Raw genomic sequence first — 24,978 nt, 5'->3', positions numbered from 1 at the left:
CATTTAGGGTTGTCCTCTGCTATAATGGTGACAAATCCGGTTGAAGCTTAGTAGAAGAACGTCCTTATGGACTACCGAAGGAGTAACGCTCTCAGGTACTTATGTATAAGTGGGACTGCCAAGCTGACGGAACTCTGGAGAGACTTGCGTAAAGCAAGCGCCGAAGGTGCAAGGCATAGCATATATGCTCAAACTCTCAGGCAAAAGGACAGGGATTCTAATTTTATATTACAATTACATACTTTCCCTATCCCTTTTTATGCAGAGTAAAATCTAACATTAAAAGGAGATATCAAAATGGAACAACTCACAGTATTTTTAGGTAAAGTCAATGACTTTGCATGGGGATGGCCCCTACTCACGCTTTTATTAGGAACAGGTTTGCTCCTAACAGTAAGACTTGGTCTTATTCAAATTGTAAAACTTCCAAAAGCTTTAAAACTTATCTTTACAGCAAAGAATCATGGTGCTGGTGATATCAATAGTTTTGGTGCACTTTGTACTGCCCTTGCTGCAACCGTTGGTACTGGTAATATCGTTGGTGTTGCTACAGCTATTGCTGCTGGTGGACCTGGAGCATTATTCTGGATGTGGATGGCTGCATTCGTAGGTATGGCAACCAAATACGCAGAAGGCGTACTTGCTATTAAATACCGTAAAGTAGATGAAAATGGTCAAATGTCTGGTGGACCAATGTACTATATCTTAAATGGTATGGGTGAAAAGTGGAAACCACTAGCTGTATTCTTTGCTATTAGTGGTGTACTTGTTGCTTTACTAGGAATCGGTACATTTTCACAGGTTAACTCTATTACAAGCAGTATTAATAACCTTACAGGTATTGCACCTCAAATTATTTCTGTTGTCGTTGCAATTTTAGTAGGTGTCATTGTTATTGGTGGGATTAAAAGTATCTCTAAAGTATCAAGTAAAGTTGTACCTTTTATGGCAATTTTATATATTTTAGCTTGTGCTATCATCCTTGCACTTAACTTCAAAGCTATCCCAGCTGCATTCTCAACTATTATTTCTTCAGCCTTTACAGGTCATGCTGCACTTGGTGGTTTTGCTGGTGCCGTTATGAAAGAAGCTATTAGTAAAGGTGTTGCTAGAGGAGTATTCTCTAACGAGTCAGGACTTGGTAGTGCACCTATTGCTGCTGCCGCTGCAAAAACACATTGGCCAGCAGAACAAGGGCTTATCTCAATGACAGGTACTTTTATTGATAGTATCATCATCTGTACTCTAACAGGTCTTACTCTTGTTATTACAGGCGTATGGTCTACAGATATGAGTGCTGCACTTATGACTCAAGCTGCATTTGGTACAGTGTTTGGCAACTTCGGTGCTGCTACTTTATCTATTTGTCTTGTACTCTTTGCTTTTACAACAATTCTTGGCTGGAACTACTACGGTGAACGTTGTATTGAATTCTTATTTGGCGTAAAAGGTATTGTACCTTACCGTATTATATTCGTTCTTATGGTAGGCCTTGGTGGATTCCTCAAAATTGCACTTGTATGGACAATTGCAGATATCGTAAATGCACTTATGGCATTCCCTAACTTAATTGCCCTTCTTGCCTTATCTGGTGTAGTGGTATCAGAAACGAAGAAATACTTTGAACACCTTAAACAAGAAGAACAGCAAGAAAAAGAACTTAAATCAGCTGATTTAGAAAGCTTATAAATAGATTAAAAAGGACTGTTAAAGCAGTCCTTTTTTTATGTCTAGAAATATTCTTTTCATCAACCCTTCATTTTTGTGGTATGTCATCCCTAGGCCTGAATAGAATAGTATTAAGATCTTATTGTAAGGAGTGGATAACTTGGTCATACCTTTTACATTTCTTTTCTTTCTTTCACTTGTCATCCTTATGACTATCACTTATTTAAAACCTAATTCAAATCTATGTGTCGTATTTAAAACATTGACAAGCTTAGGCTTTTTAACTATTGGCACAATAGGCTACTTACTTGGCAATGGTATACCTTCAGCTACTTACCTCCTTCTAGGACTTGTACTATGTGTAATAGGTGATGTAGCATTAGCTTTTTCCCATGGCTATCCTTTGCAATATAATATGCCAGCTGCAATTGGTATTACTTCTTTTGGCTGTGCCCATTTAAGCTTTATTTATTGTTTTATCCTGCTTGGTGCCTCTATTCCTATGTACTATGTATTCATTCCTATCATTATTGCTTTTAATATCTTTTTAATTATGATTAAAGATCCCTTTAATTTCGGTGCTATGCGTTTCCTTGTTGCTATCTATGCCTTTATTATCACATTTATGTTAATTGCTGCTTTTTGTACCCATAACCCTTTCATTATCTTCGGTGCTATTTTATTTGTCTTATCTGATATCGTATTATGTTTTGTTTATTTCTTTGCTGATAGATATCCTATTTTACGTTCTATTAATTATCTTCTATATTATAGTGGTCAACTACTTTTGGCCTTCGTCTTGTGTACTCTTTAAAAAAAGCCCTCCTCTAATTGAGGAGAGCTTTTCTATTTACTAATACCATTCTTACAAACCACAGTCTATATCAATTTCAACATTATATGCTTCACTATTATAGGTCTGATCTTTAAATAATTCATTTAAAAATTCTACCATAAAGTATTTTTTGCTTATTGCTTTTAATTCTTCTCTTGTTTTAATACCTTGTTGAGTTAAAATCTCTTTGGCTTCATTAATATATTGTTTCATAAGTATTTGCATTTCTTTTTCTTCAGCCGGATTCGCCATTGTTCTACTATGATATAACTCTCTTTCAGTAATTAAAGCATCTCGGAATTTACCATTTAATTCTTCTATTCTTTGAATTTCATTCATTTATATTTTCTCCTATTGATATAATCTTATTATATATAAATAGCTTATACTTAATCCTTATTATATCATATTTGTTATCTTCTAAATACCTCTATTCACTCTTTGTATTATTAAGTCATCTAAAGCCTATACATAAAACTTTTTTTACAAAATTACGCTTTTTACTTGATAATATTTATCATTTGTTATATATTATCATCATACATACAAACACATACATATTTTTTAGTTATTACCCTTCATTATTTTTAACCAACGAGGTGAGAAATATGAAATTTATGATGGACATTAGAGAAAAAACTTCTTTATTACATAGTGCAGCAGAAAATACAGGCTATATTAAGAAACTAGTAGATGGCAAAGCTTCTATTGATGGCTATGCAGAATACATCTTCAATTTAGAAAGAATGTACAAAGCTATAGAAGATGCTCTTGATCAAAATGAATCTAACGAAACAGTTAAACCTTTCGTAACAAGAGAGTTATACCGTTCACAGCTTATGAGACAAGATTTAAACTTCCTTTTAGGTAATCAGTTAAATTCTATGAAACTTCTTGCTTCTACTGAAACTTGCATCTCTCGAATCGAATATTTATCTAAATATAATTCTGAACTTGTAGTAGCTTATGCTTATACACGCTTCTTAGCAGACTTATTTGGTGGTAGAACATTCCTTTCTCTTTTAAGTACAACCTATAAAGTTAAAAGTGAAGGCCTCAACTATTATCAATTCCCTGAAATTAATGACCTTAGAGGGTATGTTATGAAGTACCATAACATGTTAGCTGAAATCAATTTATCTGAAGAACAAAAAAGAGATTTCATCAACGAAGTAAATAACTCTTATATTTATAACTTAGCTATTTCAAACGAACTAGAAGCTAAATTAAAATAAACTAAAATCCCCCTCCTAGAGTGCTGTCTAACACTTCTAGGAGGGGGATTTATTATGCTCTTAATGTTCTACTTTAATATCTGTCCATACACGATCATACATTTTTTTCACATCAAGTGATAAAGGTATATAAAGTTCACTTAACTCCATTAATTCCTTTGGCATATAAGCATTAGGATTATTTCTCACATGCTCTGGTTGTTCTAGTCTTGCTTCTTTGTTTGGTGTTGTATAGCCAATTTCATCAGCTATTCTGAATGCACTTTCTTTATCACTTACAAAGTTAATAAACTTCTCAGCACCTTCTACATTCTTTGCATTAGCAGGAATACATAAGCTGTCTATCCAGAAGTTTGCCCCTTCTTTAGGAATTGTATAAACTAAGTTTGGGTATTCATCTTGAAGATTAAGTCCCTCACCTGACCAAATCATATTAAGGGCTGTCTCTCCTGATGCTATCATAGATGTTCCATTGTCAACACCATATATTGGATCTACTAATTTTCTTTGCTCTATCAAAAGTTGTTTAGCTTCTTCAAGCTCATCTGGATTCTCTGAGTTCATTGAATAACCTAGTCTTTTTAATGTTGCTCCTATAGTATCTCTATACGTATCAAACATAAATACTTTGCCTTTATATTGTTCATCCCATAGTATATCCCAACTATCTACTGCCTCTGTAACTACATTCTTATCATAAATAATTCCTATAGTTCCAAACATATATGGTACTGAATACTTATTTTCTGGATCTATGGATAAATCTAAATACTCTTCATCCATTTGAGAAATATTAGGTATGTTATCCTTGTTAAGCTCTTGAAGGAGACCTCCTTCAATCATCTTTGGCATTACTGCATCTGAAACTAAAATAACATCATATTGCGCATTACTCTCAGATAATTTCAGATACATAGTGTCCATATCATCAAAAGTACTCATCTTCACTTTGATTCCATATTCTTCTTCAAACTGTTTTAGTGTTTCTTTATCTATATTCTCTCCATAGTTGAAGAAGGTAATTGATTCCCCACTCTGTTGGCTACATCCTGTAAATAGCATCCCTGCTATTAGTACAGAACCTGCTAAGCTTAATACTTTCATTAATTTATTCATATTGATTGTTTTATCCTTTCATTATATCTATTGAGTTAAAATAAATTTTTATAATCTAACTTTCTTACTATACCACATCATCTTTAATCTAAAAAGAATAATTATCATTTAACTATTTATCTTTATATAAACAAATATTAGAACATCTCTTCATTTAAAAATATCTATCAATCAATATTTTACTTATTATGTGTACATTTATCTCCCTAAATTCATTTTGAACCTCAAAAAAGGAAGCACACTTTTATACTCCTAGTGCCTCCTTAACTTATGCAAAATGGCCATGTACCATTTCAGCTATTTTTTCTGGTGATTCTTCCATACCTGACTCTAACCACTTAATGAATATATTACACAATGCCCCCGCATAGTAATAAAGTTCATAACGGGAATAGTGGGACTCTGGCACTACGTAAGTATCCATATAGTTATTAACTGCATCAATAATAACACTATACATATTGGCATTCACCAAGGTTATGATTAAATGGCTATATCCTTTAAAAAACTCAAGGCAGTGACAAATACGCTTAAGTTCATGCACTTTTCCAATGTCATTTCTTTGTCTTATATCTTCTACATACTCATTTACAATCTCATACATATAGTCTGCAAGCACTTCATGCTTAGATTTATAGTATTTATAAAAAGTCATCCTAGATACACTAGCCCGTTTTACTAGTTCGGTAATTGTTATATCATCAAAATCTTTTGTTTCCATCAACTGAATTAAAGTTTTAGCTATACACATTCTAATGTACTGGTTTCTAACTGTAAGATTTGTACCACCTTCTGATATCCTCATTATCATTACTCCAATACTCTTACATTTTCACTACTTTTGTAAATTGTATCACAGACGTATACATAGTACAATTTGAACAAGTAAAACTATACATATATAATACTTTGGAGGTGTTTATGAAATACGGAATAGTTGTTGATTCAGGATGTGACGTAACAAGTTTAGCACCTGAAGTAGCTAATAAAATTGATTTTAGTAGAGCTGCGCTCAAACTGGATATCGGTGATAAAGAATTTACTGATGATTTTAATCTTAATATAGACGAATTTATGAAAGAAATGTATGCCTATAAAGGTAAAACAGGAAGTGCTGCACCTAGTCCTCAAGATTGGGTGAATGCTTATGCAAAATCAGATTGTGTATTTGCTATTACCATTACTGGTACACTCTCTGGAAGCTATTCTAGTGCAAAAACAGCAGTAGATTTATTCAAAGAACAATATCCAGAACGTAGGATTCATCTCATTGACTCTAAATCAACCGGGCCTGAAATGACACTTATTGTGAGAAAACTCTCTGAATATATGAGCCAAGATTTAGACTTTGAAGAGATTGTAGATCGCATCGAAGAATATCGCAAACATACACATCTCTTATTTGTCCTTAAATCCCTTGATAATTTAGTCAAAAATGGACGTCTTAGTAAATTCCAAGGTAGTATTGCAGGTATCCTTGGCATTAAGTTATTAGGTGTAGCAACTGATGAAGGTGAGCTTGGCTTACTCCATAAATGTCGTGGCAAAATGACAGCTTATGATAAAGCTATTGAAGAAATGCTCCTTAGACAATATAAAGGTGGCAAAATGATTATTTCACACTGTTTTGCTCCTGATACTGCAGAATACATTGCTTCTAAAGTACGTGAGCAGTTTCCACAATGCGAAATTGAAATTATGCCAACGAGTGGCCTTTGTAGCTATTACGCTGAACAAGGTGGTATCTTAATCGGATTTGAAGCATAAAGTTATTTAGATGAATAACAAAAGAGCTATAAAACTAGAAATTCACATTAGTTTTATAGCTCTTTTTCATATATATAAATCTATGTATTATACGCTAATTTTTATTTAAGTTGCTTTCTATGATTAAAGAAACTTCTATAAGATAAATAAGTCGCAAGCATGCCTGAAATAGATGTTGCCGATAGTATCATAAAGGTTACCATGATTTGAAATTTAATCGCCATAAGTGGTGAAGTACCTGCTAAGATAAGCCCTGTCATCATTCCTGGCAAGGCTACGATTCCTAAGGTTTTTGCTGAGTCTATCGTTGGCACAATCCCCATTTTAATACTCTCTCTTATTGCATCTTTTGATGCTTCTTTTATATCTGCTCCTAATGAGAGCTTGACTTCTATCTCTATTCGCTTATTATGAAATGCATTATTAACATTTTGATAGCAAAGTCCAATGGCTACCATAGCATTACTTACAACCATCCCTGCTACTGGTATGACTTCATTTGGCGTAAAAGCTATAGAACCTGAGAGTACTAATACTGTCATGGTAATACCTGCCCCTACAGTAATGGCAATAAAAGAAATCCATCTTGCATGTTCTATATTACCTGCACGCTTTTTTGTATGTACAGCTGCATTTATAATCATAACCAATACCAGTATTGTTGTAAAAATAGGATTTTCTAACCCAAAGATTATATCCAAAACATATCCTACTATAACAAGCTGAATGACAGCTCTTACTACACTTACTACAATGTCACGCCCTAGTCCCAACTGTTCCTTATACGAGATTATAATAGGTATAAGAATCAATGCTGATGCTATAATCAAAGATAGTGTATCCATTATCTTATAACCTCCAGACGTAAAAGTTGTCCTTCTTCCATAATCCATCTTTTGTTAAATATACCTGTACTCTGAGCCTCGTTATGGGTAATCCACAAAACTGTTACACCTTCCTCATTTAATTCTTTAATATAGGTTTCTATATTTAAAGCATTTTCCTTATCTAATGCTGAAGTTACTTCATCTAACAGCAATATTTGTGGTGTAAAGATTAGATTCCTTATTAAAGCTACTCTTTGTTTCTCTCCACCAGATAAGGCATGAATATCCTTACTTATATAGCTCTCATTTAAGTTCATCCGTTCAAGCAGTTCAATCACTCTTTGCCTATTCATCTGCTCTTTCCTGATTTTAAAAGGAAACATAAGATTCTCCTCTACTGTATATCCAAAAAGATGGGGCAATTGAATACAATAACTTACTTCTCTTCTTAATTGAATAGGATCATACTCTCTGTAGTGTTTATTCTTATACAAGACCTCCCCCTGTGTCATTGGTATGAGGTCTGCTAATATCTTTATCAACGTACTTTTACCACTTCCTGAAGGACCTACTATTGAAATACAGTCACCCTTATCAATATCTGTAGAAATTCCCTTTAAAATATCCATTCCATCTACTACATACTTAATGTCTTTTAGACTTAAAATATTCATTCTGTAGGACTCCTATCTTACTGCCATCTATCAATATGGATTTTTTGAAGATCTATTACCCTATTTTTTTCAGAAGTCTCAGCTGCATAACCAATCGGAATAAGTGCCATAGGGACAATATAAGAAGGTAATTCTAATTTCTCTATTAAAAAGTTACATCTGGCTGCATCTGGAAAGCATCCTAACCATACTGATCCTAGCCCTAGCTCTGTACTCTTTAATAGTATATTTTGAGCTACTGCTGAGCATGTCATTGTCAGTTGCTGCTCTCTATCATCTTTACTCTTATCACCGCATACTATAATAGCTTTCTGCGCTCCCTTTACCATCTTCCAGTTTGGGTGAAAGGCTAAAATTTCTTGTAGGAGTTCTGTATTTTTAATCACTAAAAATTGCCATGGTCTTTTATTTTTTGAAGAAGGTGCTGCCATACCAGCTTCTACAATTTGCATTATTTGATCTTGTTCAACTGATTTATCTAGAAAGGTTCGTATACTTTGTCTACTTGTAATAATACTCATGTCGTACTCCTTTAGGATCTTAGTTATATCGATTTCCGATATCGATTATAAATATTATCATTTCTTTTTCTTAATTGCAACAAAAAAATAAGCTAAGAATATGATTTCCATCATTTCCTTAGCTTATCTCATCTACTAATATTCTCAAATTAACTCTTAATTCATTTAATAACTTAGCTCCATCCGAAGTTGTTCTATAGTATTTTCTAATCTTACCATTTACATTAACATCTTCTTTTTCTAAAAGTCCTTCTTCTACCATGTTTTTTAAAATTGGGTATAATGTGCCTGGGCTCATGTTATAGCCATGCTCTTTGAGCTCATCTATCATCCAACTTCCATAAAACTTATCGTCGTTACCATGATGAAGTATATGAATATATATTAAGCCATTAAATATCTTTCTAATAATCTGATCCTTCACATATCTCATCTCCTTGCCTCTTAATAATCTTATTATAGGCAATTTACTTTGTAAAGAATCAGTTAAAGCTTAAATTTGATAAATATCACTTGCTTTAACAAGTTCCATTTGATGTTTAGATAAATTTTCGATTGTCTTATTACAATCCTCAGTGCGTAAAATAATAGAAGCATCATCTCCTATTGAGAATGCATACATATACTCAATGCTAATATCATCTTCTGCTAAATAACTTAAGAGCATTTTAAGCCCACCTGGTGTATTCGGTACCTTGCATCCTATTACAGGTGTTTTTTGAACTGAAAATCCATGTTCTTTAAGTAATCTTAACGCTTCTTCATGGTTACTTACAATAAGTCTTACAATACCGTAGTCTGATGTATCCGCAATTGAAAGTGCTGACACATTAATATTTGCATCTCCTAGAATTTGCATAACCTCATAAAGTCTACCTGATTTATTTTCTACAAATACAGAAAGTTGGTTAATAATCATTTTAATTCCTCCTCTTATCAATAATTCTTTTAGCCTTCCCTTCACTTCGTTCAATAGACTTAGGTTCAACAAGCTTTACTTTAACTTGAAGTCCAAGTACTGAGTGAATCTCAGCTGTTATACGCTTTTCAATTTCTTTCATATGTCTCATACCATCTACAAAAGTAATGCCCTCTTTACCTTCAACCCATACTTCAAGGGTATCCAAATTACTGACACGATCTACAATAAGCATATAATGTGGTGCTGTTTCTCCTAAGTTAAGAAGTACACTCTCTATTTGTGATGGGAATACATTCACACCTCGGATAATAAGCATATCATCACTTCTTCCAGTACACTTACGCATACGTACCGTTGTTCTTCCACAGCTACATGGACCTTCTACAAGGCTTGTAATGTCTCTTGTGCGATACCTTAATAATGGCATTGCCTCCTTGGTAACAGTAGTAAAAACTATCTCTCCAGTAGCTCCCATCGGAAGTACTTCTAATGTCTCTGGATCAACAATCTCTGGAATGAAATGATCTTCATTGAGATGAACATGGTTTTTATGTGTACACTCAAAACCTACTCCTGGACCTACAATCTCACTCATACCATAACTATCATAAGCCTTGATACCTAAGCTTTCTTCAATCTGTCCTCTCATTTCATAACTCCAAGGCTCTCCACCTAGTGCACCTATTCTTAACTTTAATTCCCTTGGGTCAATCCCTAAATTCCTTAAATATTCACCCATATAAAGTGCATATGATGGTGTTGTTACAAGTACTGTACTTTCAAATTCACGCATGATTTGGACTTGTTTCTTTGTATTTCCTGAAGAGATTGGGACTATAGTTGCTCCTAACTTTTCACTTCCATAGTGAAATCCTAGTCCACCTGTGAAAAATCCATATCCCAAAGCATTGTGTACAATATCTTCATCTGTAGCACCCATACCTGCTAATACTCTAGCCATGCAGTTTGCCCACATATCTAAATCATTTTGGGTATAGCCTACTACTGTAGGTTGGCCCGTTGTCCCTGAAGATGCATGCACACGTACAACTTGTTTCATAGGCACTGCAAACATACCATAAGGATAGTTATCCCTTAAATCTTGTTTGGTTGTAAAAGGTAACTTATTTAAATCTTCAATCCCTCTAATATCTCCTACTTCAAGCCCCATGTCATCAATCTTTTTCTTATAAAAGGGTACATTTTCATATACATGTGCCACTGTTTTTACTAATCTCTTACTTTGAAGTGCACACATTTCATCCCGTGACAACGCCTCTTCCTTTTGCCAAATCACCCATACCACTCCTTCATTATCTATTTATTTCTCTTATCAATAATGCGTTTCGCTTTGCCCTCACTACGTTCAATACTACGAGGTTCCACAAGCTTAACTTTTACATGAAGTCCTAATAAACTAAACAGTTCCGCTGTAATATGCTTTTCTATTTTTTCTAGTGATTTAATTGCGTCAGTAAAGAATTCTGGTCTTACTTCAACCCATACTTCAAGGGTATCTAAGTTATTAATACGGTCTACAATAATGACATAATGTGGTGCAGTTTCTGCCACTTTTAATAGAACACTTTCTATTTGTGATGGGAATACATTCACACCACGGATAATAAGCATATCATCACTTCTACCTGCAATTTTATCCATACGTGTAAGTGTTCTACCACATGAACATTGTCCTGTATGTAAGGTTGTAATATCTCTTGTACGATATCTTAATAAAGGCAGTGCCTCTTTTGTAATCATTGTAAATACTAGCTCTCCTGATTGCCCTTCAGGTAGTGCTTGAAGGGTATCTGGATTAATAATTTCAGGTACAAAATGATCATCATTGATATGCATACCACTTCTTGCACTACATTCAAACCCAACACCTGGTCCCAATACTTCGCTAAGACCATATATATCCATGGCATTAATACCAAACATACTCTCTATTTGCTCTCTCATTTCTTCTGTCCAAGGCTCTGCTCCAAAGATACCTGTATGTAATTTTGTACTTCTAGGGTCAATTCCCATATTTTTCATGGTCTCCCCAATATACAAGATATAGGATGGTGTACACGCAATAACAGTACTTCCAAACTCTTGTAAAAGCTGAATTTGTTTCTTAGTATTCCCGCCAGAGATAGGTACTGTTGCTGCTCCTAATCTTTCAGTGCCATAATGGGCACCAAGACCACCTGTGAAAAGTCCATATCCATAAGCCACTTGAACAATATCCTTCTTTGTTACACCCATAGCTGTAAAAGAACGCGCTATCATATCTGACCACATTTCAATATCGTTCTTTGTATATCCAACTACTGTTGGCTGACCGGTAGTACCTGAAGATGCATGAATACGTACTACTTCTTCCATAGGCGCCGCAAACAACCCATAAGGATAGTGGTCTCTTAAATCTTGCTTTGTTGTAAAAGGCAACTTATCAAGGTCGCCTATCCCCTTAATATCCCCCGGTTCAATCCCCATAGCTTTCATTTTTTCTTTATAAAAAGGTACATTATTATAAACACGATTAACCGTTGTAATTAATCTTTCTGATTGAACTTGCCTTTTTTGTTCAATGTCATAAACTTCTTCCTTTTGCCAATAAGTCATATTGCTCCCCCTGTCATACAAGATTTATATTTTCTTATTTGTTATACATAGAAGTTTAGCATTATTAATTTTTATGCGCAATAAAATTGTACTACATTATATTAAATATTTAAAAATATGAATATATACCTTTTCCATCATGCATATTTTTAAGTTTGTATACATAAACAAAGAGGCTATTGCATCTTTCGCAATAACCTCTTTATTTATGTAAATCTCTGTTATTTATTAGCTGGCTTAGCCACTAACCATTGTTGTTGTTTTTGAGTGTTTGGTAAAATATGTGAATCAAACCACATATAGAAAAATCTTTCTGCATTTGTATAAATGTAACCATCTTGAAGGTGATCCGATGTATCATATGAATCTGCCATAATAATTACATCATCACTGAATGCATCTGTTCCCATTGTGTCATATCCAATGATTGCACGCCAATGGCCACCAAAATCTATATTTTCAACCATAATAGGTGTGTTATTCTTTAAGTTTTCAAGTACAAAGTTTTTGAAATCCTCTGGATCATAGAATGTATAACCTGCTTCATCTGCCTCTGTTAAGCTAGAAGTTACATCCCAGCCTATTTCTTCAAAGAAATGTACCATTCCTGAAGTAGAAGTTCCATATTCACCTTGCTCATCAGCAACGCCTGGATTTTGTTTATTTGAGTAGTTACGATCTTTATGGCACCCCATAATATCCGCTATCTCAAGTTCCTCATAGTTTGTCTCTCCAAAATGGTGAAGAACAGTAAGTGCTGCTACAGGCCCACAAGTGTACTCTGTAGTTTGTTGGTAAGTCTTATATTTTGGTAAAAGTGTAAGACTACCTTTGCTCTCCATATTATAAAAATCAAATACCGGGAAATATGCTGAGTTTGCTACGTTACCTATTCCATCATATGAAGAAGCTCCTGAAGCTGTTGCATCATACTCTTTTGGGAATGGAATAAGATTACTTTCTTTTGCGTAACTCACCACACTCATACCTAATAAACATGTTAATCCGAATAGTACTACTGATAATTTCTTTTTCAATTAATTGTCAACTCCAATCTTTATGTATACTTTGCCTAACAAAAAATAACATAATTTTATCTAGAGTTCAAGAACTTTTTTATTATTACTGTATATTAAGTTTAGTTATATTGTTACTTTTTATTTCTTTTAGAATACTTTTCTCTTAATACACTATCATTTCACTTTATTTTAGCCTATTTTATATTTTTAAAAGTTTTTTATAAAAAATCAGCTCTTCTTAACTTATTTATAAGTTAGGAAGAGCTGATTTTTACTTTTATGGTGTTGTGCTTTTGGGTGTTTCTTTTTCATTAGTTGATGTTATTCCATCGCTTGTTGGAGGCATCATGCCTTCTTTCTGTGGGCGGCCACCTGTAGGTTTCTCCATAGTACTATTTTGCCCTTCTAACCCACTTGGTCTTTGCATTCCTTTACTACCGCCTCTATTTGAAGTACTTGTTGTCACACCTGACTCTGTTAAGTAAGTTTGTACATCACCTGTTTTAAACTCTACTACCAAACTTCCTCCAGTATATGTTCCATCTACATTAAGTCCATCTTGAGCATCCCCGCTTACTGAACCACCTGCATAAAGCTTGTAGCTTTGATTTTGTTCAATTTGAGGCGTAGACATCACCACTGATGAGTAAGATTTCGCTGGTTTAAAACTTAAGATATTGTTACCTTTACTATCTTCTAAATGTAGCATTGTTCCTGCTGGTTGAGTTGTTGAGTAAGTCATCATTACTGCATTTTGAGAAGATGAGGTTGCAATTCCTTGTGCCATAGCTGAACTCCCTACTGCTACTAGTGTGCCACCACTTATATCAAAGGCTCTATCATAATCTAAGGCTCCATTCCCACCATTTTCAGGACCATTGACAATAACCGTTCCTCCTGTCATTACAATTGAGCCATTGGCATCTAAACCATCACCACCAGCATCTACTACAACATAGCCATCTGTAATAGTTAAAACGCTATTAGTAGTTGCTCCTGTATCACCTGCAACATTGATACCATCATCTGAACTTACAACATGGATGGTTCCATTTAAGATATTAATCGCTGAACCCTCTAAACCTTCATAACTCTTTGTAATATTAATGTCTCCACCTTCAATTTGCAAAGTCTGATCTGCATGAATCCCATCATCCCCTGTTGCGATTTCAAGCGCTCCATCCAAAATAAATACATTACCATTGCTGTGTACTGCATCATCTGCCGCATCTATAGTGAAGCTTCCACCTACTATCGCAAGATTTGTTTTAGCCTTAATACCTTTTGCACTTGTACTTTCTTCTTCTGTAGTTGTAGTAGCCTGAGTAGTTGAAGTTCCTGTAACTTGACCTGTCTCTTGGTTTCTTGATGGTTTTTGTCCTCCTGGCATTTGTCCACCCATCATTTGGCTATTGACTTTCTTACTCCCATTGCTACTGCCTCCACCTGAAGTGATATCAAAAGTACCATCTAAGATTTGTACAGCTGTCTCTGCCTGAATACCATCTTGACCAGCTATGAGGTTAAAGCTCCCCCCTTCAACAGATACAAAGCCTTTAGCTGCATCTGTATCATTAGTGGATTTAATAGCATCTCCATTTGCTTTAATCGTAAAATCACCTGATTTAATAGCTACCATATCTTTTCCTACAATACCATGGTCAGCAGCATCAATAACAAATGTTCCATCTACAATTTTTAGGTCATCCTTACTTCTAATTCCATCTTTAAATACACTTGTGATTTCAAGTGTCCCTTTACCATTTATTGTTAAATTATCTTTACTAAAAAGGGTAGCATTAGGTTCATCTGATGCTGAATCTTCATAAACATAGTTAGCACTATCAGATAATTTATTTGTTGTTCCTTCTGCTAAAGTTACAATAACCTTATCTGCACTTTTAACATAGATTGGCGCACTTGTCTTAGAGTGAATACTTGCGCCATTTAAGACTAACTGAACCTTGTCCGCCTTATCTGCTTCTACTATAATTTGTCCATCTTCTAGCGTTCCACTTATTACATAAGTTCCTGCACTATTAATGGTAATACTATTACCTGATACAGTTGCACCATTCCCATTAAAGTTAATGGTACTACCTGATAGATTAATCATATTAGTTAGTTCAAAGCTATCATTTAAATCTGCCGTTTTATAGGACACTTCGATTAATTGCCTATCTCCTGTAGCTATCGTTTCTACTGGGTTATTCTCACCTTGATCACTATTAGATTGTTCTTTTTGTACTGGTACTTCAGTAGCTGCATGTGTATTATTACATCCTACAGATAAAGACATACTCAGTATAATTGCCATTACTATAGAACTCTTTCTAACTTTTTTAAGTAACATTTTTAATCTCCTTATCTGTCTTATAATTCTTCTTTTCTACTAGAAACACGACTGCATATAATGGTCAAGTTACCATTTCTACATCTTAAATCATCAATAAAGTTTTTCTCTTTTGTTTGATCTTTTAATATGATGTGGTAATGAAGTTCATACATGCTTCCTAAATTTGTTGTCTTAACTTTATCTAATGTATACTCTGATGTATACGTTTCAAATAAATCATCAAAAATCTCCGTGTAATCTAGATTTTCTGGAATTGTAATTCTTAGTTCTTTTTCATCTTGCTTTACTTCACCAAAGCTTGTTTTATAGAGTATAACAAAAATTAAGCCTACGATTACAGTCGCTAAAAGTGCAAATGTCAAATACCCCATCCCTGTTGCAAGGCCTATTGCCATTGCAAAGAAGATACTACAAATCTCTTTTGAACTTCCTGGTACCGAACGAAAACGTACTAAGCTAAAGGCCCCAAGCACTGCTACACTTGTTCCTAAATTACCATTTACAAGCATAATTACAACTTGTATAAGTACTGGTAAGATGACCAAAGCAATACTAAAATTTTTGGTGTACTTACCTGTGTACATATATATATAAGAAATCGCAAATCCTGCTAATATAGATGTCATTGTACAAAGTACGATTAGTTTTAAGGTTAAATCACTTGAAGTTAAATCTATAATGCTACCGAACATGGTTCTTCTCTCCTTGATTGTAAGATTTTATTTTTATAAATATTACCGTATTTAGAAAATGAAACTGGATAGATTTCTAACATAGACATAATATTTACAAGCCACAAAGGCATTGCTCCAGGTACTTTAACTTCCATTAAGTACTCCTTATCCTTTAAAAGTGACTCCCCTTTATCTCCATTCCCCAAACTTAGATTATCTTCTCTACTTCTAATATTATGGTCAAAAGTAATACGCACATTTTTGTCTTCATTTCCAAAGTATGCAATTCTTTCATAAGCAAGATATAGCTTAGGAATTGGTCTGTAAAAGTCCATAAAATAGTCTATTTCTTTTAGAATTTGGTTATCCTGTGCCGCTTTAATATGTCTGTTTAAATAGAGTTCGGCCTCTTCTAAGGTCATTTGTACACGCCTTTTATAGACAATCCCATCATACTTTTTCTTTATTTCGATATACACCTTATCTTTTTTAGTAGGTGTACCATAACTTCTTAAGCGAAGTTTTTCTTTATATTTAGGCTTCTCTATAGAGTGACTAATAAGGTCATTAGTAGGTGTATCATAATAAATATTACAAATCGTATGTTTTCCATAACTATCCATAGTCATATAGGAATTCATATATTGCAATAATAATTGATACTGTTTTTCAGAAAGCAAAAATTTCTTCTCAACTCTTTCAAATACATTTTGGCTCATGCCATTTTGCTCCTTTCGTGACTTGCTATAGTATCATTATGACCTACTTATTTGAGGATGAATTGTTGTCTATGTGAAGGTTGTGCGAAATTTTTCTATTCTGCTATGTCTTACTACATAAATATATAGATGCTTAAAGCCATAAAAAATAGACACGATCTCTTTACCGTGCCTATCAAAAATGAACCTAATCTCTATTTAATTTCCTCTTATATCATAGCTACCAGAAGCTTTTGATATCGTCAATGCAACCTTATACTTCCCTGAGTCCTGGGCCTCTAATTGAATATTAACTGGTTGTTCTACATCACTTGCCTCATATTTTTCTGTATAAACTTTTTCACCTTTTGGGTTAAATATATCTAGTGTAATATTCCCTTTTGTCACATTCATAACCCCTTCTAGGCCTACCACCTCTCCTACTTGCCTATCGAGTTTAATACTATCACGACCTTCATTATACTTAAATCCGGCTTTAAGATGCTCTCCCATGCTTACTTCATAGCTCATTACAGATACAGAAGTACTATTATTAAACTCTCCACTAGCTATAGCCATAGAAAACATTCCAACAAAAAGTATAAGAGCAAAAGCTAAGAAGATACCACCAATAATAGCTAAAGGCTTCACAATATTTGTTTTTTTAGATACCTTGGTTGCTGTTTGAACTTGTTCAGCTTCATCTACTTCTGTACCACAATATGGACAATACGCTACATCATTATTAATTGCTCTCTTACACACGTGGCATATCTTCTCAAATACAGATTTACAGTTTGGACACATATTATAATCTTCTTTAACATCTACTCCACAGTTAGAACATGTATAAATCTTCTCCTGATTACTTCTTACTACTAAATAGATAATTACCCCAATAAAGTTGGGTGCTAGGATCGCCACTGCTGTCCATAGCCCTGCACTCATATGATGTGCCTTAGCATCTTTATAAACTACTACACCTAATGCAATCATTAATCCTATTGGAATCACCATTATGGCTGCTAACATTAACGTCATCACTATACTTCCTACCATCACTCATCTCTCCTTTAATCTATTTTAATTTATGATTTTCTTTATAATAAATTTGGCCTATTAAATAAGCTACAACAGGTACTTGCATTAACCCTAGGCCTATAGTAATAATCATTGATGCTTGTTTCAGTGTATCTACTAAAAAGAGCATGCACCCTACTTCTATTAAAACAAGAAGGATGTTCATGAGTATAACGAGTATGAAAGGATACCATGCTTTTTTCTGTTCCTTAATAGATTCCCGTTCTCTTACTTTATTCTTTGTGGCATAGACTAGTTTCATATCAACTTGTATATCTTCCTCAAAAAGCTCACCTAATAAATAATCTAACTTTTTATCATCCATTATAACCCCTCCTTTTCTAATAGTTTTTTTAGTTTTTGCCTTGCTTCATATACTCTCGACTTTACTAAGCCTTCGTTAATATCTAAGATTTCTCCAGCCTCTTTATAGGACATGCGCTCTCCCATTGTCAGTATCAAAGGTAATCTATGTTTATCTCCTAGACGTTGTAATGCTTGTTGTACACATTGGAGCTCCTCTTTATGTACAAGCTGACTTTCTATACTTTCTTCCTCACTCTTCCTATCTTGTATAACAGCTTCAGGTTCATAGCACCTTCGTTTTATCTCTAGCTTTAGACGTCTTAATTTATCCCTATAGTTATTAACTGCTATCTGGGTCAGCCATGGATAAAAAGCTTTTGTTTTATCATAGGTTGCAAGTCTCTCGATTGCCTTTACCCAAGTGTCTTGAAATAGGTCATCTGCCTTATCCTGATTCTTTTCTAAATATAAGCATAGCCTATACAACTGATCTTTGTGCATATCAATCAACTGCTCCACATCCATGACATATCCCCCTTTCTTGTTTTGTCTTACACTATTATATACGCACTCGTGTTAGGTAAGTTGGAAAGATTTTTATATTCTTTATAAAAAATAAAAGGCTGTTATACAACAGCCTTTTCACCTATCCTCTATATAGTTCAAAGCGATATTTTTGCCCCGTTATATTATCTTCACGTCCAGGCTCTACTTCTTCTACGAACATCTTAAGTGGTCTAACCCACATTCCATATGGTGGATACAATGCTTGATAAGATACCATTAATTCTTCTGTTTCTGTATGTACTGCTATGTCATGTATATAGTAAAGTTTCCCTTTGAAGTGTCTATATGGCCTTCTTATTTCTATTGTTCTTTCCATGTTTTTCTCCTATATACTCAATTAAATCACTTACTGTACTAAATACTCTATAAAGACCTCTACAATCTGAGGATCAAACTGCGTTCCTGCATTACGCCTCAACTCTTCAAAGGCTTCTTCTTGGCTTATAGCACTTTTATATACTCTATCATGAGTCATAACATCATAAGCATCTGCTATACTAATAATTCTTGCCATAAGAGGTATCTCATCTTCTTTTAACCCTAATGGATAGCCACTACCATCCCATCGTTCATGATGGGTTAATACAGACTTGGCAACATCAATTAGTTCACCGCATGCATGTATAATGCGATACCCTTTTTCAGCATGAGTTTTAAGTATCTCAAACTCTTCTTCTGTAAGCTTAGATGGTTTTAAAAGTAACTCTTCTGCTATTGTTATTTTCCCAATATCATGAAGCTCCGCTGTTAATTCTAATTCATCTAATTCACTCATTTTAAAGCCCATAGCTCGTCCAATACTTACTGCATTATTTGCTACTCTATCTGCATGCTCACGAGTCTCCATATTTTTTTCTTCTAAAGTCTTTTTCATCGTATGCAGTACCGAACTTTTCATACTTTTCTTATCAAGTAATTTTTGGCGATAAACCTTTTCTTCTATACATCTTATGTCATCATAAATATTTCCATCTAAGTTGTACTTAACATCTTCTCCTAGTGCAATACTTAATTGAATAAATTGTTTCTCATAATTTTCACAGGATTCACGTATCTCTGTCATCATTTCCTCGCACATACTTTCTGTACAATTAGGAATTAAGATAAAGAATTCATCGCCCCCCCCACCTAAATACATGGCCTTTTGCTTTACATACCTTCTTTAATACTTCTGCAATACTCTTTAAGAGTTCATCCCCCTCTAAATGGCCTAATGTATCATTCACTAGCTTTAATCCATTCACATCTCCCATAATCATTCCTAATGGCAGATATTCCTCTCTAGTATATAGATTTATTTTTTCTTCAAAACTATATCTATTGTATAAACCCGTTAAAGCATCTATTTCACTAATATACTTTAACTTTTCATCTAATGCTTTTTTATCTGTAATGTCTCTAGATAGTCCTACTACTCCCCAAGCTTCTCCATCTTCCCCAAGTACAGGAACTTTTATATTTTCCTCTATTCTCATAATCCCATCATCATCTACAATCTTCTGTTCATATCTCTTAGATTCTTTATACTCCATGACCTCTTGATCTAACATTATAAACTGTTTTGCAACTTCTTGATCCCCATATATCTCAAGATCCGTTCTTCCTTTAATATCATAAATACCTCGTTGATTATAATACTTTTCGAATGCTTTATTATAACCTAGAAATCTACTCTCTTTATCCTTATAAAAAATAGCTTCTGGTAAAGAATCTATAATTGTCCTTAAAATATCTTTTCCATTTTGTAGTTCTTGTTCTCTTTCTTTTTGCTCTGTAACATCAAATATAATCCCTGCTACAACCTCTACCTTTTCTTCTTCATTCAGTATAGGAAACAAAGTACACTCTAAATACTTTCCATTCACTAATGCTTCTTTTTTACAAATTTGTTTACTCTCTATACATTGCATAAGTTCATTATAATAACGTTCTGCTATTTTCTCAGGTACAATCTCTTTAAAATGTTTTCCTTGTACCTCTTCTAATTTCATATTATATACTGCTTCATAAGGTTTATTTATAAATAATATCTTTGCATCTATTGATGAAATCCATGTCGGCCAAGGAATGTTTTCTAAGAATGCTTTATAAATTTCTTGAAACACACTGATTTGCCTCCTTTGTTCTTCATGATAAGAATATAACTTAACTTATTATAGCATAACTCCTTAGCGTAAATTATCCTATAAAAATTTTATACTAGATTATTTATTTCCTCTAAACTATAATAAAATGGTTAATTAAATAATATCTATATATAAACAAAAGAATTTTAGGTGCTACTTTAGCTTAATAGGGAAACGTGTGATACACTGCAGCCCCCGCTACTGTAGACGAGGACCATCTGTTCAAAAGCTTAGCTTAACCACTGTACTAGGAGTATGGGAAGGTGAACAGTTGGGATGATTCGTCAGCCAGGAGACCTACCTAAAATGATGCATTACCCTTTCGGTGGGAAAGGAGGTAATATGTATTTTGTGTATTTTTTGTGCGCATTTTTTACATAGAGCCCTCCATAGAGGGCTTTTTTTATTGCCTTTATCCCCTTATTACATTTTATAAGGAGTGTTAAACATGACCAAAAAAGCATTATTAGTCGTAAGCTTTGGAACAACTTACGAAGACACAAGAAAGAAAACTATTGAACAGTGCGAACATGATCTACAGCTGGCTTTTCCTGATTATACTTTTTTTAGGGCTTATACATCTAGAATGGTAATTGATCGTCTTGCCAAACGTGATGGACTCATTATACCTAACCCAGTTGAAGCCCTTAATGCTATTTATGAAGCTGGATTCGAGGAAGTCTTAATTCAATCCTTACACATTATTTGTGGAGATGAGTATCATAAGCTTAGCTCAGAAATTGAATCCTTTAGTAGCAAATTCAAAAGCATTAAATTGGGCAGACCTTTATTAACAACTATCGAAGACTACAAAAAAGCAGTTCATGCTACACTAGACTTCTTCCCTGAATTAAAACAAGATGAAGCACTTATCCTTATGGGGCATGGCACCTTCCACCCTGTATTCCCTGCTTACTGTGCATTAGAGTATATGTTCCATCAAGTAAATGGTAATGTCTACATCGGTACTGTAGAGGGCTTTCCTGCTATCGAAGATGTACTTCAAAAGCTCCAACAAACTCACTGTAAACGTGCCTACCTTGCTCCTTTTATGTTAGTAGCAGGCGACCATGCTATTAACGATATGGCTGGAGATGAACTTGATTCTTGGAAAAACCTATTAGAACAAAACAACATTGACCCTATTATCCACTTAAAAGGTCTAGGTGAAAGTCAAACTATTCGTCACCTCTTTATAGAGCATGCTTTAGATGCTTTAAAAGCTTAGTTTTTGATTTACTAAATAAATTATTAACCGTAAAGGAGATAGGAAAATGAAAAGAAGATTAATGATTTTTGCTATGTTTTGTTTTGTAGCAGGACTTGTAACATTAGATACACAGGCTATGCACATTATGGAGGGCTTCCTACCTGTTGGCTGGAGTATTTCATGGGGAATACTTTGTTTACCTTTCTTTGTAGTAGGCTTACTCTCACTTAAAAAGATTGTTGCAGAGGATAAGCAGAACAAACTATTACTTGCTATGGTTGGTGCTTTTGCATTTATTTTATCTGCGTTAAAGATTCCTTCTGTCACAGGAAGTTGTTCACATGCTACAGGTGTTGGACTTGGAGCAATTTTACTGGGTCCTACTGTTATGGTTGTAATCGGTGGTATTGTCCTCCTCTTTCAAGCCCTCCTATTAGCTCATGGTGGCATTACAACATTAGGTGCAAATGTATTTTCAATGGCTATTGTCGGTCCCTTTGTTGCCTACTTTATCTATAAACTTATTAGTAAGACAAAAGCCCCTAGATGGTTAGCAATCTTCCTTGCAGCAACACTGGGTGACTTACTTACCTATGTAATGACCTCGATCCAACTTGCTCTTGCCTTCCCAAGTACTACAGGTGGCTTTATGGGTTCTCTAGTTGAATTCCTCGGTATCTTTGCACTTACTCAACTTCCACTTGCAATTAGTGAAGGTATCTTAACCGTTGTTGTAGTTAATGCATTAAAAAAATATAGTGATGAAGGTCTAATCCATTTAGGCCGACTCAATAAGGAGGTTTAAATCATGACTAAAAATACTTTCCCTACTAACTTATTACTTATTTTACTTGTTATTATTATAAGCTTTGCTCCTCTTTTTCTTATTAAAAATGCAGAATTTGGTGGTGCAGATGGTGAAGCCGAAACAATGATTACTCAAATTAACGAAGACTATGAACCTTGGTTTGAGCCACTTGTTGAGCCTGCTAGCGGCGAAATTGAAAGCCTTCTTTTTGCACTCCAAGCTGCTATAGGTGCAGGTATCCTTGCTTATGGCTTTGGTTACCTCAACGGTAAGAGTAAGGCACTAAAAAATCGATGAAAGTTATCGACCAATACGCCTATCGTTCACCACTACGTCACTTTGACCCTGTTCAAAAAGTATTATTTAGCTTATTAGTCCTTATAACTTGTCTTATAGAGCATTCCCTTTTGCTCTATATCACAGTTATATTATTAATGGGGTGGCTTACTGTCCGCAAAGGGCTAACCCCTATTAAACTTTATATTATGCTAATGTTAGTACCTCTAACCTTTTTAATTTTAAGTTTGCTTACTTTACTTTTTGATTTCTCCACAGAAAGTAATTCTTTTTTGTGGTCTATCCACATTACCCACATGTACATGGGGATAAGCAAAGGGAGTATACAAATATGTTTATTCATGTTTTTCAAAGTTTTTGCTAGTGTAAGTTGCCTATACTTCTTATGTTTGTCTACACCTATGAATGATATCTTAAGGGTATTCGAAAAATGGCATTGTCCTACCTTTTTATTAGAGATTATGAGTCTTATCTATCGATTTATCTTTGTATTTATAGATACTGCTACTACCATGTATACTGCTCAAATAGCAAGATTAGGCTATCGTAATTTCCATCTAGGCATACGCTCATTTGGCATGTTACTTAGTACATTACTTATTAGGACATTGAAGATGAACAATGTTCTTTATACTTCTTTAGAGTGTCGTGGCTATAATGGTTCATTTAATGTTTTACATGAAGGCTCTTATAAGTCTCTTCCCTACCTTTACTTAATCCTTGTAGAGGCTTTGCTCATTGGATTAGGAATTATAGAATTTATCTTAGGAGGATAACATACCTATGAATTACATTATGGAGACTAAAAATCTATCCTTTCAGTATCCTGACGGTACCCACGCCTTAGACAATATTTGCCTTCATCTTGAAAAAGGTACTACTACAGGTCTCTTAGGTGGTAATGGCGCTGGAAAATCTACTCTGTTTCTCCTTCTAAATGGCATCTTAAAGCCTACTCAAGGAGAGGTACTTTATAATAACCAACCAATCTCTTATACCTCTAAAGGTCTTCAGCAACTGCGTCAATCTGTAGGTATTGTTTTTCAAGATCCTGACACACAGCTTTTTTCTGCAAGTGTCTATGAAGATGTTTCATTTGGAGTTGTTAACCTGGGTATTTCCGAATCGGAAGCACGTGTGCGTATTGAACGTGCTCTTAAACAAACCGGAACATATGAACTACGTCATAAGCCTACACATAGTCTAAGCTATGGTCAAAAAAAGCGTGTTGCACTAGCCGGGATTATTGCTATGGAACCTACTGTTCTCATCCTAGATGAACCTACTGCTGGATTAGATCCACAAGGTGTTAAAGAAATTATGGATCTTATAGATACCCTTAAGCAAAATCTTAATATGGCTATAATCATCGCAACCCATGATATGGACCTTGTCCCTTTATACTGTGACTATCTTTATGTATTAAAATCTGGTCAACTCCATACATCTGGTACCGTGTCAGATGTTTTTTCACAACCTCATATTCTTGAGACTGCTGACTTATGCTTACCTTATGTTGGTCAACTCATGTACGTGCTTAAGGAAAAGGATCACTTAGCATTTACTAATTTACCTGTTACTGTTCAAGATGCTCGCAAGACATTACTGTCTTTATTAAAATAATTTTTAATTATAAAAAGACCACCTTTAGGTGGC

The 24,978-nt window shown here is 34.4% G+C and carries 29 protein-coding genes and 2 riboswitches; of the genes, 9 read left to right on the top strand and 20 right to left on the bottom strand.

Going from position 1 to position 24,978, the window contains the following annotated elements; genetic code table 11:
* Positions 1-124: 124 nt before the first annotated feature.
* Positions 125-222, top strand: a riboswitch (glycine riboswitch).
* A gap of 75 nt (positions 223-297) precedes the next feature.
* Complete coding sequence (locus tag PBV87_RS06715) at positions 298-1,689, top strand: alanine/glycine:cation symporter family protein (protein WP_271011604.1); 1,392 nt, start codon at positions 298-300, stop codon at positions 1,687-1,689.
* Between the two features lie 130 nt (positions 1,690-1,819).
* Positions 1,820-2,482, top strand: coding sequence for a lysoplasmalogenase family protein (locus PBV87_RS06710; RefSeq protein WP_271011603.1), 663 nt, complete (start codon positions 1,820-1,822; stop codon positions 2,480-2,482).
* A gap of 51 nt (positions 2,483-2,533) precedes the next feature.
* Here the strand turns inward: PBV87_RS06710 and PBV87_RS06705 are convergent, their stop codons facing one another.
* Entirely contained in the window at positions 2,534-2,842 is a 309-nt protein-coding gene (locus PBV87_RS06705; protein ID WP_271011602.1) for a hypothetical protein, read from the bottom strand.
* A gap of 269 nt (positions 2,843-3,111) precedes the next feature.
* Here PBV87_RS06705 and PBV87_RS06700 point away from each other — a divergent pair, with 269 nt between their 5' ends.
* A complete protein-coding gene (locus tag PBV87_RS06700; RefSeq protein WP_271011601.1) occupies positions 3,112-3,738 on the top strand; it encodes a biliverdin-producing heme oxygenase in 627 nt (208 codons plus the stop codon).
* Positions 3,739-3,798: 60 nt separating this feature from the next.
* Here the strand turns inward: PBV87_RS06700 and PBV87_RS06695 are convergent, their stop codons facing one another.
* Both PBV87_RS06695 and PBV87_RS06690 read right to left on the bottom strand, forming a co-directional pair.
* The gene (locus PBV87_RS06695) at positions 3,799-4,854 is read right to left on the bottom strand and encodes an ABC transporter substrate-binding protein (RefSeq protein ID WP_271011600.1); all 1,056 of its coding nucleotides are present in this window, start codon (positions 4,852-4,854) and stop codon (positions 3,799-3,801) included.
* A 268-nt stretch (positions 4,855-5,122) separates the two neighbouring features.
* Entirely contained in the window at positions 5,123-5,659 is a 537-nt protein-coding gene (locus PBV87_RS06690; protein WP_271011599.1) for a TetR/AcrR family transcriptional regulator, read from the bottom strand.
* Between the two features lie 116 nt (positions 5,660-5,775).
* Between PBV87_RS06690 and PBV87_RS06685 the strand changes: the two genes are divergently transcribed.
* The gene (locus tag PBV87_RS06685) at positions 5,776-6,621 is read left to right on the top strand and encodes a DegV family protein (RefSeq protein WP_271011598.1); all 846 of its coding nucleotides are present in this window, start codon (positions 5,776-5,778) and stop codon (positions 6,619-6,621) included.
* Between the two features lie 101 nt (positions 6,622-6,722).
* Here the strand turns inward: PBV87_RS06685 and PBV87_RS06680 are convergent, their stop codons facing one another.
* From PBV87_RS06680 to PBV87_RS06600, 17 genes are all read right to left on the bottom strand, one after another.
* Positions 6,723-7,466: an ABC transporter permease gene (locus PBV87_RS06680; RefSeq protein WP_271011597.1), complete on the bottom strand. Its 744-nt coding sequence runs from the start codon at positions 7,464-7,466 to the stop codon at positions 6,723-6,725.
* Positions 7,466-8,122 carry an ABC transporter ATP-binding protein gene (locus PBV87_RS06675; protein WP_271011596.1) on the bottom strand — a complete coding sequence of 219 codons (657 nt, stop codon included), beginning with the start codon at positions 8,120-8,122 and terminating at the stop codon, positions 7,466-7,468. The genes PBV87_RS06680 and PBV87_RS06675 overlap by 1 nt, the downstream gene beginning before the upstream one ends.
* Before the next feature lie 17 nt (positions 8,123-8,139).
* The gene (locus tag PBV87_RS06670) at positions 8,140-8,643 is read right to left on the bottom strand and encodes a nitroreductase family protein (RefSeq protein ID WP_053982553.1); all 504 of its coding nucleotides are present in this window, start codon (positions 8,641-8,643) and stop codon (positions 8,140-8,142) included.
* Between the two features lie 118 nt (positions 8,644-8,761).
* On the bottom strand, positions 8,762-9,076 hold the full coding sequence (locus PBV87_RS06665) for a PadR family transcriptional regulator (RefSeq protein WP_301335055.1): 315 nt from the start codon (positions 9,074-9,076) through the stop codon (positions 8,762-8,764).
* Positions 9,077-9,136: 60 nt separating this feature from the next.
* Positions 9,137-9,562: an ACT domain-containing protein gene (locus PBV87_RS06660; RefSeq protein ID WP_053982554.1), complete on the bottom strand. Its 426-nt coding sequence runs from the start codon at positions 9,560-9,562 to the stop codon at positions 9,137-9,139.
* A 1-nt stretch (position 9,563) separates the two neighbouring features.
* The gene (locus PBV87_RS06655) at positions 9,564-10,862 is read right to left on the bottom strand and encodes a phenylacetate--CoA ligase family protein (RefSeq protein WP_330680353.1); all 1,299 of its coding nucleotides are present in this window, start codon (positions 10,860-10,862) and stop codon (positions 9,564-9,566) included.
* A gap of 20 nt (positions 10,863-10,882) precedes the next feature.
* Positions 10,883-12,181, bottom strand: a complete 1,299-nt coding sequence (locus PBV87_RS06650; protein WP_053982556.1) for a phenylacetate--CoA ligase family protein — start codon at positions 12,179-12,181, stop codon at positions 10,883-10,885.
* Between the two features lie 221 nt (positions 12,182-12,402).
* Complete coding sequence (locus PBV87_RS06645; RefSeq protein ID WP_198524838.1) at positions 12,403-13,218, bottom strand: C39 family peptidase; 816 nt, start codon at positions 13,216-13,218, stop codon at positions 12,403-12,405.
* 259 nt (positions 13,219-13,477) lie between these two features.
* Positions 13,478-15,553 carry a carbohydrate-binding domain-containing protein gene (locus PBV87_RS06640; protein WP_271011595.1) on the bottom strand — a complete coding sequence of 692 codons (2,076 nt, stop codon included), beginning with the start codon at positions 15,551-15,553 and terminating at the stop codon, positions 13,478-13,480.
* A gap of 20 nt (positions 15,554-15,573) precedes the next feature.
* Positions 15,574-16,248 carry a DUF4956 domain-containing protein gene (locus tag PBV87_RS06635; RefSeq protein ID WP_271011594.1) on the bottom strand — a complete coding sequence of 225 codons (675 nt, stop codon included), beginning with the start codon at positions 16,246-16,248 and terminating at the stop codon, positions 15,574-15,576.
* Positions 16,230-16,949 (bottom strand): polyphosphate polymerase domain-containing protein, encoded by a 720-nt coding sequence (locus PBV87_RS06630; protein ID WP_271011593.1) that lies wholly within the window; start codon positions 16,947-16,949, stop codon positions 16,230-16,232. Before PBV87_RS06630 ends, PBV87_RS06635 begins: the two co-directional genes overlap by 19 nt.
* A 198-nt stretch (positions 16,950-17,147) precedes the next feature.
* Positions 17,148-17,987 carry a zinc ribbon domain-containing protein gene (locus PBV87_RS06625; protein ID WP_271011592.1) on the bottom strand — a complete coding sequence of 280 codons (840 nt, stop codon included), beginning with the start codon at positions 17,985-17,987 and terminating at the stop codon, positions 17,148-17,150.
* Between the two features lie 19 nt (positions 17,988-18,006).
* Positions 18,007-18,333 (bottom strand): hypothetical protein, encoded by a 327-nt coding sequence (locus PBV87_RS06620; protein WP_271011591.1) that lies wholly within the window; start codon positions 18,331-18,333, stop codon positions 18,007-18,009.
* Entirely contained in the window at positions 18,333-18,839 is a 507-nt protein-coding gene (locus tag PBV87_RS06615; RefSeq protein WP_053982562.1) for an RNA polymerase sigma factor, read from the bottom strand. Before PBV87_RS06615 ends, PBV87_RS06620 begins: the two co-directional genes overlap by 1 nt.
* A gap of 121 nt (positions 18,840-18,960) precedes the next feature.
* On the bottom strand, positions 18,961-19,197 hold the full coding sequence (locus tag PBV87_RS06610) for a DUF1653 domain-containing protein (protein WP_053982563.1): 237 nt from the start codon (positions 19,195-19,197) through the stop codon (positions 18,961-18,963).
* Positions 19,198-19,227: 30 nt separating this feature from the next.
* Positions 19,228-20,019: an HD domain-containing phosphohydrolase gene (locus PBV87_RS06605; protein WP_271011590.1), complete on the bottom strand. Its 792-nt coding sequence runs from the start codon at positions 20,017-20,019 to the stop codon at positions 19,228-19,230.
* Positions 19,994-20,986: a sensor domain-containing diguanylate cyclase gene (locus tag PBV87_RS06600; RefSeq protein WP_271011589.1), complete on the bottom strand. Its 993-nt coding sequence runs from the start codon at positions 20,984-20,986 to the stop codon at positions 19,994-19,996. The genes PBV87_RS06605 and PBV87_RS06600 overlap by 26 nt, the downstream gene beginning before the upstream one ends.
* Before the next feature lie 152 nt (positions 20,987-21,138).
* Positions 21,139-21,326, top strand: a riboswitch (cobalamin riboswitch).
* Between the two features lie 129 nt (positions 21,327-21,455).
* Here PBV87_RS06600 and PBV87_RS06595 point away from each other — a divergent pair.
* Genes PBV87_RS06595 through PBV87_RS06575 form a run of 5 tightly spaced genes read left to right on the top strand, consistent with a single transcriptional unit; the run spans position 21,456 to position 24,945 of the window.
* A complete protein-coding gene (locus PBV87_RS06595; RefSeq protein WP_271011588.1) occupies positions 21,456-22,235 on the top strand; it encodes a sirohydrochlorin cobaltochelatase in 780 nt (259 codons plus the stop codon).
* 46 nt (positions 22,236-22,281) lie between these two features.
* Complete coding sequence (locus tag PBV87_RS06590; RefSeq protein WP_053982566.1) at positions 22,282-23,022, top strand: energy-coupling factor ABC transporter permease; 741 nt, start codon at positions 22,282-22,284, stop codon at positions 23,020-23,022.
* 3 nt (positions 23,023-23,025) lie between these two features.
* Complete coding sequence (locus tag PBV87_RS06585; protein ID WP_053982567.1) at positions 23,026-23,322, top strand: energy-coupling factor ABC transporter substrate-binding protein; 297 nt, start codon at positions 23,026-23,028, stop codon at positions 23,320-23,322.
* Positions 23,319-24,098 carry a cobalt ECF transporter T component CbiQ gene (gene cbiQ / locus PBV87_RS06580; RefSeq protein WP_271011587.1) on the top strand — a complete coding sequence of 260 codons (780 nt, stop codon included), beginning with the start codon at positions 23,319-23,321 and terminating at the stop codon, positions 24,096-24,098. Before PBV87_RS06585 ends, cbiQ begins: the two co-directional genes overlap by 4 nt.
* Before the next feature lie 7 nt (positions 24,099-24,105).
* Entirely contained in the window at positions 24,106-24,945 is an 840-nt protein-coding gene (locus PBV87_RS06575) for an ATP-binding cassette domain-containing protein (protein WP_271011586.1), read from the top strand.
* Positions 24,946-24,978: the final 33 nt, after the last annotated feature.

Source organism: Holtiella tumoricola (assembly GCF_027857615.1).
GTDB lineage: Bacteria > Bacillota > Clostridia > Lachnospirales > Cellulosilyticaceae > Holtiella > Holtiella tumoricola.
The sequence above is the reverse complement of the archived record's forward strand: the minus strand, read 5'-3'. Positions and strand labels throughout refer to the sequence as shown.